Source organism: Corynebacterium sp. 045007 (assembly GCF_040743205.1).
In the GTDB taxonomy this organism is placed as follows: domain Bacteria; phylum Actinomycetota; class Actinomycetes; order Mycobacteriales; family Mycobacteriaceae; genus Corynebacterium; species Corynebacterium jeikeium_D.
The window spans coordinates 17,599-30,625 of record NZ_JBFLKW010000014.1 but is presented as its reverse complement, the minus strand read 5'-3'; the positions used below and the strand labels follow the sequence as shown (position 1 = coordinate 30,625).

General features: G+C 59.7%; 12 protein-coding genes. 8 read left to right on the top strand and 4 right to left on the bottom strand.

The genetic code is table 11. The annotated features are described in order from the left end of the window. Positions 1-10: 10 nt before the first annotated feature. Together AB1Z34_RS08020 and AB1Z34_RS08015 are read right to left on the bottom strand one after the other, a co-directional pair. Complete coding sequence (locus AB1Z34_RS08020) at positions 11-556, bottom strand: SAF domain-containing protein (RefSeq protein ID WP_224433571.1); 546 nt, start codon at positions 554-556, stop codon at positions 11-13. Positions 557-661: 105 nt separating this feature from the next. Next, a complete protein-coding gene (locus AB1Z34_RS08015; RefSeq protein WP_049171297.1) occupies positions 662-1,336 on the bottom strand; it encodes a 5-formyltetrahydrofolate cyclo-ligase in 675 nt (224 codons plus the stop codon). 132 nt (positions 1,337-1,468) lie between these two features. Between AB1Z34_RS08015 and AB1Z34_RS08010 the strand changes: the two genes are divergently transcribed. From AB1Z34_RS08010 to AB1Z34_RS07985, 6 genes are all read left to right on the top strand, one after another. Further along, positions 1,469-2,443: a UTP--glucose-1-phosphate uridylyltransferase gene (locus tag AB1Z34_RS08010; protein WP_016423265.1), complete on the top strand. Its 975-nt coding sequence runs from the start codon at positions 1,469-1,471 to the stop codon at positions 2,441-2,443. 78 nt (positions 2,444-2,521) lie between these two features. Beyond that, positions 2,522-3,793, top strand: coding sequence for a gephyrin-like molybdotransferase Glp (gene glp / locus AB1Z34_RS08005; protein ID WP_005511382.1), 1,272 nt, complete (start codon positions 2,522-2,524; stop codon positions 3,791-3,793). Between the two features lie 30 nt (positions 3,794-3,823). Next, positions 3,824-4,456: a GNAT family protein gene (locus AB1Z34_RS08000; protein ID WP_049193056.1), complete on the top strand. Its 633-nt coding sequence runs from the start codon at positions 3,824-3,826 to the stop codon at positions 4,454-4,456. A gap of 173 nt (positions 4,457-4,629) precedes the next feature. After that, positions 4,630-5,901 carry a gephyrin-like molybdotransferase receptor GlpR gene (gene glpR, locus AB1Z34_RS07995; protein ID WP_049189706.1) on the top strand — a complete coding sequence of 424 codons (1,272 nt, stop codon included), beginning with the start codon at positions 4,630-4,632 and terminating at the stop codon, positions 5,899-5,901. A gap of 251 nt (positions 5,902-6,152) precedes the next feature. Further along, on the top strand, positions 6,153-6,542 hold the full coding sequence (locus AB1Z34_RS07990; RefSeq protein ID WP_080969568.1) for a DoxX family protein: 390 nt from the start codon (positions 6,153-6,155) through the stop codon (positions 6,540-6,542). 51 nt (positions 6,543-6,593) lie between these two features. Then, on the top strand, positions 6,594-7,376 hold the full coding sequence (locus AB1Z34_RS07985) for a zf-HC2 domain-containing protein (RefSeq protein ID WP_367158201.1): 783 nt from the start codon (positions 6,594-6,596) through the stop codon (positions 7,374-7,376). Here the strand turns inward: AB1Z34_RS07985 and AB1Z34_RS07980 are convergent. Continuing rightward, positions 7,373-8,929, bottom strand: coding sequence for a dolichyl-phosphate-mannose--protein mannosyltransferase (locus tag AB1Z34_RS07980; RefSeq protein ID WP_367158200.1), 1,557 nt, complete (start codon positions 8,927-8,929; stop codon positions 7,373-7,375). The two genes, AB1Z34_RS07985 and AB1Z34_RS07980, sit on opposite strands and share 4 nt — an antisense overlap. Before the next feature lie 82 nt (positions 8,930-9,011). Between AB1Z34_RS07980 and rsmI the strand changes: the two genes are divergently transcribed. Together rsmI and AB1Z34_RS07970 are read left to right on the top strand one after the other, a co-directional pair. Beyond that, positions 9,012-9,866 (top strand): 16S rRNA (cytidine(1402)-2'-O)-methyltransferase, encoded by an 855-nt coding sequence (rsmI, locus tag AB1Z34_RS07975; RefSeq protein WP_367158209.1) that lies wholly within the window; start codon positions 9,012-9,014, stop codon positions 9,864-9,866. Positions 9,867-10,025: 159 nt separating this feature from the next. Further along, a complete protein-coding gene (locus tag AB1Z34_RS07970) occupies positions 10,026-11,702 on the top strand; it encodes a BCCT family transporter (protein WP_016423258.1) in 1,677 nt (558 codons plus the stop codon). Here the strand turns inward: AB1Z34_RS07970 and AB1Z34_RS07965 are convergent. Continuing rightward, the gene (locus AB1Z34_RS07965) at positions 11,699-12,940 is read right to left on the bottom strand and encodes an aminodeoxychorismate synthase component I (protein ID WP_367158199.1); all 1,242 of its coding nucleotides are present in this window, start codon (positions 12,938-12,940) and stop codon (positions 11,699-11,701) included. The genes AB1Z34_RS07970 and AB1Z34_RS07965 overlap by 4 nt on opposite strands. Between the last annotated feature and the right edge of the window lie 87 nt (positions 12,941-13,027).

Genomic DNA, 13,027 nt, shown 5'->3' with positions numbered 1-13,027 from the left:
ATTTTGGTCACTAACCCGCGAGTAACAGTGTGAGCGGAGATGCTAGCGATGTCGCAGCCACCACCTCCGCGGCGCCGGTGGGCAGAGCGACCAAGACCACCTCATCGTCGACGATGTTGACCACCCTTGCCCCGTGTGCAAGCGGCGCCGCCACCCCGCGCTCATCCGCTGTCGACACAATATCCACGCTGTCACCAGTGCGAAGAGCGGACACAATGCCCGCATCAGTCAACGTGATGGCAATAATTTTGCTTTCCGACGTCCCCGTCAGCGACTTGGCAAGTGACGGGCCGACCATTCGCTGCTCTGTAATTATCTCTCTCGGTGACATGCCGGTGGCCAGGGTGCGTCCCCGCACAGAGGCGATGTCCGTTACGGCTCCACCGGGAACGAGCTCCCGGGGAATGTCCTTGAAAGCCACATCTTGTTCTGCCACCGATGCGCCAGCGGCAATGGATTTGGCGCTAACCACTACCCGAATATGGCCGCTGCGGGGTGTCAATGACTCCACCGCCGCCAGGCCGACTGCGCATAGGAAAACAGTGAGGGCAACCATCCGCCGAATAGTTGTGGGGCGGAGCTTTCGGAATGGACGCGGAAACCGGGACGAATATTTTGGGCTCATATTAAGTTAGGCGCGAAAATCCCGGAATCGGTTCCATTAAATCTGTGAAATCCCCGCTGGCGTGATCACATAATCGGCAGGAATGTCGTGCTCATCGTAGGCAAGCTCCGTGCGCAATTCGGTGTTGAAAACTGCAACAGCGATGGCCGCAGCTCTCACCCCATCCGTATCACTGTCGCGTCGAGCGAAAACCAAGCTGCGATCGTAGTAACCAGCGCCACGCCCTAACCGCATCCCGGTTGCGGGGTCGGCCGCAACTGCCGGCAGGATAATGGCGTCGGCAACACCCAGCTCAGCTGGGCCAGCAGAGTCTTCCACCGAAACAGGTTCCAAGAGTCCAAATCGGCCCTTGTGGAAGCTGCCGTTGTAGTAACCCCAGTGCAGCGGTTGTGGTGGACCGGGCGGGCAGACGGGAAGCAGAATTCGTGCTCCGGAAACCGCGTTTGCCAGAGCCTCCACAAAGCCCTGGCCGGGCTTACCGCCAGTCGAACTAGAAACGCTTGCGCCGGGTTCGTCACCAGCGGGGACATAAGCGGCAATGACAGGTTTTGCGAGGTCGCCGACGGTGTTGGATAACCATTCTTGCAACCGCTGTACCAGTGCTTCGTCGTCAAGCATGCGCTCACGCTGCCCCTTGGCGGCGCGTGCGGCGAGTACCTCGTGCCGTGTGCGGGCTTTGAAATCAGACGTGGTTTCGGGAAGCGGAGCCATACCTGCAAACCTACTCTGTCAGGTAGGGGAGCGACCTCTGTCGTCAGCGCAGGAGAAAATTTCTGATTAATGCGTTGAAAAAGCGGGGTCAGCCTCCGAGCAAATGGAAGTTATATAGGTATCGTTGCCATTATGGTCTCATCGTCTAAAGAGTCTGGTTCGGACATGACTACTCCGGTTCGAACTGTCATCGTTCCTGCCGCGGGCATGGGTACGCGATTCTTGCCTGCCACCAAGACAGTGCCGAAAGAATTGCTGCCCGTAGTTGATACGCCGGGCATCGAGATGATTGCTGAAGAGGCCGCCGCCACTGGTGCGCAACGCCTGGCTATTGTCACAGCGCCGAGTAAGGATGGCGTGCTTGGGCACTTCGACCCGCGCCCGGACCTTGAGCAGACTCTCGCCGAGCGTGGCAAGGACAAGATTGCAGCGAAGGTACGCCGCGCCACCGAGGTCATTCGCGTGGAATCCGTTGTTCAAGATCGACCGCTGGGCCTGGGGCATGCGGTGTTGGTCGCAGAGCCGCTGCTCGAAGACGATGAGGACAGCGTTGCTGTCATGCTTCCCGACGATCTCGTGCTCCCAGTGGGCGTGATGGATCGGATGACGGAAGTGCGCGAGCGCTTTGGTGGTTCGGTGCTGTGTGCGCTGGAAATTCCTCATGAAGAGGTCTACAACTACGGTGTCTTCGATATTGAGGACGCCACCCCGGCGGAGTCTGGTGAGCTCGGTGCTGACGCGGCCGACGCTGATGCCTGGGACGATGTGAAGCGAGTCAAGGGCATGGTGGAAAAGCCGGACCCTGCGGATGCTCCATCCAACTTCGTTGCAGTCGGACGTTACTTGCTCGATCGCGCCATCTTCGATGCGCTGCGCCGCATCCCGCGCGGTAAGGGCGGCGAATACCAGCTCACCGATGCAATTGAGCTGCTGATTCAAGAGGGGCATCCGGTTCATGTGGTCGTTCACAAGGGGTTCCGCCATGACCTGGGAAATCCTGGTGGCTTCATTCGTGCTTGCGTAGACTTTGGACTCAGGCATCCGGACTACGGCGAGGGGCTGCGCGACTACATGCAGCAGCGTCTGGCGCAGGATGAACAGGCTTAAAGCCTTTTTATAGAGGCTTGTACTGAGAAGCTGAATAGCATAAAGCGCACCGCGGGTTGGTGCCGAGGAAGGTAAAACATGCGTTCTGTGGAAGAACAGTTGGCGGCAATCACCGCACACGCTGTGATGCCTGATCCTGTGCGCGTTGCTATTTCGGAATCCCTCGGCATGCTGTGCGCTGAAGATGTCATCGCAGAGCAGCCGTTGCCGGGATTCGTGCAGTCAGCGATTGATGGTTATGCGGTGCGCGCTGTCGATATCGTCGGCGAATCTGGTTCTTTACCTCCGGATGCGCGTCAGAGTGATGTTGATTTTCGCGAGGTCGAGCTGCCTGTTGTCGGTGAGGTGACAGCCGGCTCTCACCACCCGATGCGTCTCCAGCCGAAGCAGGCCGTGCGCGTACAAACTGGTGCGCCGCTGCCATCGCTTGCCGACGCCGTCGTGCCCCTAAACTGGACCGACCGCGGTGGCCGTCGAGTTAATGTTCTCCATCCGGTCTACTCCGGTGACTTTGTGCGCAAGGTCGGTGACGACGTGCAGCCGGGTGACGTGGCGGTGTCCTTGGACTCGGTGATTTCGCCGTCACAGGTTGGATTGCTGGCAGCGGTGGGGCGTTCGAAGGTTTTGGTGCACCCCAAGCCACGTATGTCCGTGATTTCCATTGGTAATGAGTTGGTCGATGTTGACCGCACACCGGGGCTCGGTCAGGTCTACGACGTCAACTCCTACGCGCTGGCTGCAGCCGGCCGCGATGCTGGGGCTGAGGTACACCGAGTGGGTATTGCCACCGGTGAGCCCCGCCGCATCCGGGAAATCATCGAAGGCCAGCTCATTCGCAGTGAGCTCTTGGTCATCACGGGGGCTGTCGGCGGTGCCGCGGGTGAGCAGATTCGCCGTGTGCTGGCTGAATTGGGCGAGGTTGATGTTTCCCGCATCGCTATGCATCCTGGTTCAGTCCAGGGCTTTGGTCTGCTGGGAGATGACAAGATTCCAACGTTCCTCCTGCCGTCGAATCCGGTCGGCGCATTGGTCGTTTTTGAGGTCATGGTTCGTCCCCTCATCCGACTGGCGTTGGGGAAGCGCAATCCCCGCCGCCGCGCTGTCACCGCTCGTGCTGTCGGTCCGATCGAGTCGGCGGAGAAGCGCCGTGGCTACATCCGTGGCCAGCTCATGCGTGACCGCGAGACCGGCGAATACATGGTGCAGCCGCTGGGAGGTTCCGGCGGTGCGCAAGCCCATCTTTTGGCCGGTATGTCGGAAGCCAACAGCCTCATCGTGATTCCGGAAGACGTGCTGCACGTGCGTCCGGGAGATGTAGTTGACGTGCTGTTCATGGCGCGCCAGGCCTAACCTCACTCCACTACCGCGAGTATTGTTGCTGTGCGTACTTCTCGTCTAGTAACCAGTGGCGGCCGAGTCCGCCTGCGTGTGCCAGAGCGCTCTGATGCCTCTGCATGGCGGACACTGCGGCTGCGCGACGAGCCCATTTTGCGCCCCGTGGAGCCAACCCTCGAGGACGACTGGGATAACGCCCACAAGGCTTCTGTTTTCCGCCGTAACCTGCGCAGTTGGCGTCGTTCAGAGGCTGCGGGAGACATGATTGTCTCCACCATTGAAGTAGACGGCCAGTTCGCTGGCATGCTCACACTCGGCGGTATTACACCTTTCCCCGTCGCTCACGCATGGATTGGCTACTGGGTCGGCAGCGGCTTTACATGTGGAGGGGTCGCCACTGCGGCAGTGGCGTTGGCGTCGGATTATGCCAAGAGAGTTGGCGTCCACCGAATTGAAGCGACTGTGTTGGACAGCAATGTCCCGTCGATACGCGTGCTGGAAAACTGTGGGTTCGAGTACGAAGGCGTGGCGCGGGAAGCCTTCCATATGGATGGCGCGTGGCGCGATCATCTGACCTATGCGCGGGTGGGGGAGGACAGTGCAGTGGACCTCATCGTGGCGAGTGGTCGTGCGCAATATGAAGAGGCGGAGAAATACCCACCGCAACGGCGCGCCTGAGTAGTCTGAGTAACACACGCCGATAGGGTGATGACAACTCTACTATTGGGCGAATTCGCTCTAGATACGCTGACTGCCTTCGCAAATGCCTCTGTGGAAGGGCATGTGGGTGGCGTATTTGGGCCGGGGAGAGACGGCGAAACCCCGGGCGAAATCGCAAGGAGACACAAAATATGTCAACTTCACTGTTGCTGATACTCATCGTTGTACTGTGGCTGTTTGTGCTTGCCCCGCTGGTGGTCAATACGCGCAAGCCGATTCGTCGTACCTCCGATGCGCTAGGTAAGACCCGCGTGCTGCATCGTGGTGGCGAGGAGTTGGCCACGACGCGCCGCCGTCCGTCTTTTAAGGAGTCGGACGTGCGCGTGGCCGAAGAAGTCGACGATTCTCTCGAAACCGTTGACGCGCAGGTCGACGATGACTTCGATGTCAGCGACGTGCTTATCGACGACACCGTGGACGAGGCGGCCGACCCGGCCGTCGTTGACGGCGATATCGTCTACGAGCTGGAAGCGGCAGATGCAGAGGAGGAGACCCCGCAGGCGGATGATTCCGCTACCGAGGAAGCCACTGCTGAGTCTTCTGACCGCTCTGACATGGACGTGTCCGATGATGAGTCTGCAGACCAGTCGCTGCAGGCTGTCGTTAATGACGAGGATGCTGAATCTGACTCCGCCGTTGCCTCCGCCGAAGGTGACGTGGTTCGTGCAGATGAGTCCTCTTCCGATGTGAGCGTTGACGTTCGCCGTCAGTTTGTCGACGCCGATGACTTGATGTTCGAAGATGCCGTTGAATCTGACGCTGATTCCGGTGCCGCGGCTGACGCTGAGCACGCGGACGCTGAGGCTCTCTCTGAGACTGAAGAGGCAGCAGACACCGTAGACGAGCAGGCGGAACCCGACGAGACCGTCGAGGACGACAGCGACCACAGTGTCGAGTCCAACGATGACGCAGTTGCTGTCGATGACATCTTGACCGAAGATGATTACGCGTTCGCTGAGAAGCGCCGTGGTCGTGGTGGGTTCGATCCGATTTCGGATGCTCAGTACGCTGAGACTCGCTTTGCCCGCCGCCGCCGTTCGGTTGCTGGGCTGGCAGCGTTCATCGCGGTCACGGTCATCATCGCTGCTTTCGCCGGTGGTTGGACCTGGTGGATTCCACTGGTCGGTGTCGGCTTGATGACCCTGTATCTGGTCAACCTGCGCCGCACCGTGCGTGCAGAGCAGGAACTGCGAGCTCGCCGAATTCGCCGGATGAAGATGGCCCGCCTCGGCGTGCGTAACCGCGAGGATGATGAGCTGGGAATTCCACAGCGTCTGCGCCGTCCGGGCGCGGTAGTGGTCGAGCTTGATGATGAGGACCCGGATTTCGCAGATCTGGCCTACACTGACCACCGCTTTGATGACGACGATTATGACGAAATGCCACAGGCTCGTGTGAGCTAGTCCTGTGAACTGAGCCGTAGAACAACCTTAAAGTTGTCTGAGCACGTCAGCGCGATTTTTTGTTAGAAACTCGGCCTGTTACGATGTCACTACCTAAGACATGACACACCGGGTGTGTTTGGCGGAAGGCTTCTCCCGAGGGGTTGGGAGAAGCCTTTTTGCATGTTTAAGTCGCTGGCCTCTCGCAGCCGCAGTGCTACCGTGTTTTGACCGTGCCGTCGGGTAGCATGTCCCTCATGGATCGACCGGTAATGCGCGATATCGCGCTCGTGATTCTCCGCCTGATACTCGGAATTATCTTCATCTGCCATGGCTGGGACAAGATTTTTATCACCGGTATCGACAAGACGACCGGTTACTTTGTCGCCGCGAATATCCCGCAGGCGCACTTGACGGTCTGGGTTGTCGCTCTAGTCGAACTGGTCGGTGGCGCGTTGCTGATTCTGGGACTCTTGGCACCGACGGTGGCGATGGTCTTCATCATTGAGATGATTGGTGCCTGGTGGTCGATGCACTTGGGCAATGGCCTGTTTATCCGCGACAACGGTGCGGAGCTTGTGATGTCGCTCATCGGTGGTCTGGTGATGATTTTCGTTTTCGGGGCTGGCCGTTTCAGTTTGGACAGGCAGTTCATCAGGTAAGACCTCATTAGGTACAACCCCCTTAAGAGTTAAAGGCGGTGGAGATTCCCCGTGGAGTGCGAGGAAATTCGCGCAGCATTGTCAGCTCGCCTCGATGGCGAGCAGGCAAGCATTGCCGATGAAGTCATCGATGCCCATCTTGGGGCCTGCGAGGAGTGCCGAGCTTGGTACGAGCGAGCGGTGCGGCTGAACCGCGCCCTTACGGTTGGGCCTGCCGATGGTATGCCGGAGATTTCCACGGATGATCTCTCGGAGCGCATTTTGGTCTCCATCGAACCGGAGCGCCGGCGGCGTGAGCGCGCATGGCTGCTCATGGCCGGCACCGCCCGCGGGGTGCTCATTGCGCTGGGCCTTTGCTGGGCGGTCTGGGGGATTGCGACGCTGGTCGACGCCTCCGGCATGATGACGCTCGGACTTTCCTCGACGCAGCCGCAGGGCGGTGCAGGAAACGCGACAAGCACGGAAGCGCCTATCGACGGTTCCACTGCCACTGTTGACCCAATGGAGCTCGGAGCACGCCTTGCCATCCAACTCGCGGCAATTCGGCTTGCGTTGGCAGTGGGATTGTTCTGGGCTGCCTGGCGGCCACGCGCTGCCATGGGCATGGCGCCGGTCTACGGTGCCGTCGCCACGTTCAGCATCGGTTTTGGTATTCGTGACATTCTCATCGGTGCTCAGGGAGCATCAGAGATCGCTGGCCTGGCCTTGATGTTTGTCTCCGCTTTGACGCTGGCCGTTGTGTGGCTGGGCGGTTATACGCCGACGGCAATCGCACAGGCATGGCGGGCTGCCTCCGGGTTGCCGGTCACAGGCGTGCCGCCACAGCGGGACTAGCTCCAGGACGGCAACCAGAACCGCCATTCAAAGTGGTTGAGAGGCAGCGGGTAGCCGGTCAAAATCGGCAGCCAGAACACAAACGCGGCCACCACTAGTGCGGCGTGCGTGCCAACGATTACCAACCCCACCGGCTTATCGCGGGGCCGCCAGTGTGAGAGATCGTCGGCAAGCAGAGCAAAGGCGATGAGTACAAATGGAATCAGCGCGGTGGCGTAGAAGAAGTACATCTGACGGTCGTAGCCGATGACCCACGGCAGCCACGAGGCGAGGAACCCGATGACTGGCAGCGCGTAGCGGCCGTCGCGGCGGCCGAGCCAGCGCCATGTGGCCCACAGGACCACGGGGACCAGCAACCACCAGATGGGCGGGGTGCCAAAGAGCATCATCCATCCCTTGCACTCCTGGCCACCACTGCAGTTGGTTTCGGTGGAGTAGTAGAGCATTGGCCGCCAACTGACCAGCCACTCCCAAGGCTTGGACTCCCAAGGGTGTTTGTGGCCATTAGAGGTGGTCAGCTCGGCGTGGAACTTCAGCACGCTGTTTTGGTAGTGCAGGTAGTTCTGCAGGGCCTCGGGAAGCCAGTCGGTGCCGGGGAGTCCCGTATCGCGGTCTTCGGGTGAGACATGGCGATAGACCGACGTTTCTTCGGCGAACCAGGAACGCCAACTTAAGAAGTAAACGCCCAGCGGGACTACCACCAGATCACGCAACGCCGGGGCGGTATCACGGGAGAGTGCGCCGAGCACGGGTTTGTGCGCACCGGCATTCTTGCGGGAGACCAGATCCGTGAAGACGGACCACAGACCGAATGCGGCCATGTAATACAGGCCAGACCACTTCACCCCGGTGGCAAGCCCCAGCATGATGCCGGCGAGCAGTCGCCACCAGCGATAACTGAGATAGGGGCCGAAACTACCTAGCTCCGTGGCGGATTCCAGGCGCTTGCGGGCATCGGCCTGGTCGATGAGAAGTGCCCACGCGGCCGCAGTGATGAAGAAGGTCTGAATCATGTCCAGCATGCCGACCCGGGAGGAGACAAACAGCACTCCGTCGGCAAGCGCATAGAGACCAGCGATACCCACTGCCAACCGCGAGCCGCGAGAGATGCGTCGGACGATGTCCATGAGCAGCAGTATGACCAGCGTGCCACACACCGCCGACATAAACCGCCAGCCCATTGGTGAGTAACCGAAGATCCATTCGCCCAAGGCGATGACCTGCTTGGCCACTGGCGGATGCACAATCAGACCGTAGCCGGGATTGTCCTCAATGCCAGACGAGATGGGGTCGCGGGTGGACTCCAGAATCTGCCATGCTTGCGGCACATAGTGCTTTTCATCGAAGAGCGGGGTGCCATTGTCGGTCTTGGCAGCAAGCCCGATGAAACGGGTTAGCGCTGCGACGATTCCGAGAACCACAAAAGTGGCGGTATCCCATTTGTCCCACCGCCGCAGTGGCGGCAGCGAGGGCACCGGGGGAATCGGGCGCAGGAAACGCTTTTTCGCGCGGCGCTCGGTTTCCGGTGGTGGGGTTAAAGCGGCATCGGTCACGAATGTCAGTTTAAGCTATGGAATCATGACGCATTCGGCATCGAACTTCCAACCGCACGAGAACGCGCCTCTTAGCGAGGCAATGACGCTGGCTCCTGGCATCACTCTGGTGGCAACGCCGCTGGGCAATATCGCCGATGCCTCCGACCGCTTGCGCGGTGCGCTTATCGACGCCGATATCATCGCCGCGGAAGACACCAGGCGGGCACGCAACCTGGCCACAGCGCTGGGCATTTCCCCCAAGGGGAAGTTTGTTTCGAACTTCGATCACAACGAAGAGAGCCGCACTGAGTCGCTGATTCAGGCGGCGAAGGCGGGACAGAAAGTCATTGTGGTGACCGATGCGGGGATGCCGGTGGTGTCGGATCCTGGCCTGGCTGTGGTGGCGGCTGCACATGATGCGGGCGTGCCGGTGTCCTGTGTACCAGGACCGAGCGCGGTGACTACCGCATTGGCTCTCAGTGGTTTGGGTGTCGGCCACTTTTGCTTCGATGGTTTTGCACCTCGTAAACAGGGGGCGCGCCGGGCATGGTTGGAATCACTGAAGACAGAGAAGCGGGCCTGTTGTTTCTTTGAGTCGCCGCATCGGTTGGCTGTTACGTTGGCCGATGCTGCGGAGATTTTGGGTGAGGAGCGGCGCGCGTCGGTAAGCCGTGAGTTGACCAAGCGTTTTGAAGAGACTCGCCGTGCGACGCTGGGGGAGTTGGCGGCGTGGGCGGAGGAAGGTGTCCGCGGCGAAATTACGGTGGTGATTGAAGGCGCGGGGCAGCAGGCGACGGAGGTATCCACGGAGGACCTAGTTGACCGCGTGGAGGAGCTCGTGGCTGATGGCATGCGGTTGAAGGATGCCGCGAAGCAGGCTGCGGCGGAGGCTGGAATGACAAAGCACCGTGATCTCTATCAGGCGGTTTTGGCTGCTCGCGAGGAAAATCGTTAGGCGATTGTTACTTTGTGCCAGGAAATGCCCAGCGCACGACAGTGAACAGGGTAAACGCCATTATTGGCAGTTTTTGCAAGCTGGGAAAAAATGAAGAAAACCTGAGAAAACCCGCATTCTAAGTTGAAATCCCAGGTCAATGGTGGACATGGTGGAGGAATGACGAATCCACCAGAACATGAAATACAACAAGAAGTAGGGGAGTCGGTCGTTGGCGAAGTCAGGGCCGACGATTCTCACGCTCCCGTGAACCTCGGGGTTACCGTCCCCGCCATTGCCGCAATTCTGGCAATTATCGTCTGGGGACTGGTGTGGCCGGACAGTTTCTCCACGTTTGCATCTAGTTCTCTGAACTGGGTCGTGGAGAACACCGGCTGGCTGTTTATCTTGGCTAGTACCGTCTTTGTCTTCTTTATTGTGTCCATCGCGATTTCCAAGTTCGGTCACATCCGCCTGGGCAAGGACGCCGAGAAACCAGAGTTTTCCACACCTAGCTGGATTGCCATGATGTTCGCCGCCGGTATGGGCATCGGTCTGATGTTCTACGGCGTTGCTGAGCCACTGACCTTCTACCGCGAAGGTGTGCCGGGTCACCAGCCAAAGGAAGTCGGTACCGCCATGGCATCGACGATGTTCCACTGGACTCTGCACCCGTGGTCGCTCTACGCCATCGTCGGCCTTGCCATTGCTTACTCGACCTACCGTCTTGGTCGTAAGCAGCTGATTTCCGCGGCGTTCATCCCGCTTATCGGTGCACGTCGCGCTGAGGGATGGTTGGGCAAGCTTATCGACGCACTTGCGATTTTTGCCACCGTCTTCGGTACGGCAGCCTCTCTCGGTGTTGGTGTGCTGCAGATTTCCGCTGGTTTGGAGATCAACGGTTTCACTGCCATCAAGGGCACAAGTTTGTGGATTGGTCTTATCCTCATTCTGGGTTGTGCCTTTTTGGCTTCTGCGCTGTCGGGTGTGGGCAAGGGCATTCAGTACATTTCGAACTTCAACATGGTTGCCGCTGGCCTGCTGGCTCTGCTGGTGTTGGTCCTCGGCCCTACCGTGGTGATTCTGAACCTGATTCCGACTTCTATTGGTAGCTACCTGAATTCCTTCTTTGAGATGGCCGCCCGCTCCAGCGCTTCCGCTGACGGTACCGCCGGCGAATGGCTCTCGTCGTGGACAATCTTCTACTGGGCCTGGTGGATCTCCTGGTCGCCGTTTGTCGGTATGTTCATCGCGCGCATTTCTCGCGGCCGTACTATCCGTGAGTTCGTCTTCACCGTCGTCGCCGTTCCGTCGATTGTCTCTGCAGTGTGGTTCTCCATCTTTGGCGGCACCGCCATTACTCGTGAGCAGCAGGGTGCGTCCATCTATGGCGACGGCTCGGCTGAGAGCCAGCTGTTCAACCTGCTGGAATCCCTGCCGGGTGGCGCGATTACTTCCGTCATCGCAATGGTTCTGCTGGCTACCTTCTTCATTACCTCGGCGGACTCCGCCTCCACGGTGATGGGCACCATGAGCCAGTTCGGTCGACTCACAGCATCGCGCACGGTCACTGCTATGTGGGGTATTTTCACCGCTCTGATTGCGATTGTCCTATTGGTCACCGGCGGCAGCGATGCCCTGTCCAACCTGCAGAACATCACCATTTTGGCGGCAAGCCCGTTCGTCATTGTTATCTTGGCGCTGATGGTGGCGCTGGTTAAGGGGCTTTCCGACGATCCGATGTACCTCGATGACAAGGAACAGCGTCAGTTTGCCCTGCGCATGGCTCGCGAGCGCCGCTTGGCGGAAGCGGCCGAACAGCGCGAACGCCGCCGTGCTCGTAAATTGCGCAACTAGCTTTCCAACAGCAGCGGTGCGGCCTTGGCCTCAATCTCGGCCCATTCGCCCTCGGGCGTAGACCCGATGGTGATGCCACCGCCGATGCCAGCTTCGACCCGAACTCTCCCCGAGTTCGGGTCTTTTGCATACTCAGCGGTACGAATGGCGACATTGAGCTCAAGTGCATCCCCGTGGGCCGCACCAATCGCGCCACAGTGAGCGCCACGGGGCTCGGGTTCCCACTCGCGCAGAAGCTCAATTGCTCGCAGCTTCGGTGTACCGGTGACTGAGGCCGGTGGGAAGCAGGCATCGATCAGCTCAGCGTGGCTGAGCTGATCGGGAAGTTCCGCGGAAACTGTGGAAAAGAGGTGCCACACGCCCGGTGCCGGGCGCACACTGAGCAGATCCGTGACCTTCACAGTGCCAGTTTTGGCCACCTGGCCGAGGTCGTGGCGCACCAGGTCGACAATCATGATGTTCTCGGCGACATCCTTATCGCTGCGCAACAGCTCATGCGGGGGCCGGTCAGCGGGAATCGTGCCTTTGATAGGAGTTTCAGTCACGCTTGTGCCAGCGCGGATGAGGAACTCCTCAGGACTCAGCGAGGCCAGAATTGGAATTCCAGCATCGAGGTTGCCGGGCAAGAATGCCGCTCGAGCCGGCTGATACCGCGCCACGCGGGAGGAAAACCACGCGCCGGCGTGGGCTAGTGCAGAGTCGCTCGCTGCCAGCTCCGCGTGAAAGCGTGTGGAAATGCAGGTTTGGTACACCTCGCCCGCGGCAATTGCTTCCTTACAGTTCTCCACTGCAAGCTGGTGGCGTTCTCGGTCGCCCTGATCCCACTCCAGTGGTGTGGCCGCGGGGAGCGCGTCGTCACGCGTGTTTTCGTGCGAGTATTTGATGGTCTCCTGAAGGGCTTGGAAATCCGGATTTGAGGGGTCACCGGTGCCGGGGCCGTCGAAATGCCACGTGCCGTCGTCGGCAAGCAATGCGACGCAGGCAGCGATCCCATGCGCGCTGGTGCCGGAGTAGGGGCGGAACCCAAATAGCCACGCATTGGGGTCGGGGCTGGTGAAAAGCGCTGTCGAATCGCAGGCGGTGAGCTCGACGTTAGCGGCGAGAACCGCGCGATAACCGAACCAGGAGCCGACGAGTGCGGCGGGGCGATGACCGGCGGCGATAAGACGAGCTAGCGCAGTGGTCGCGCGCGAAGTGAAGTCAGCGGCCGAGTCGGAGGAGGTGGACCGAGTGGACATAGGACATAAGCGTAGTGACTGCGCGAGCGCGCGATGACGCTAGGGGACAGTTCTTGGAAGACTTCATGAGGGCACAGTTCATCGTGA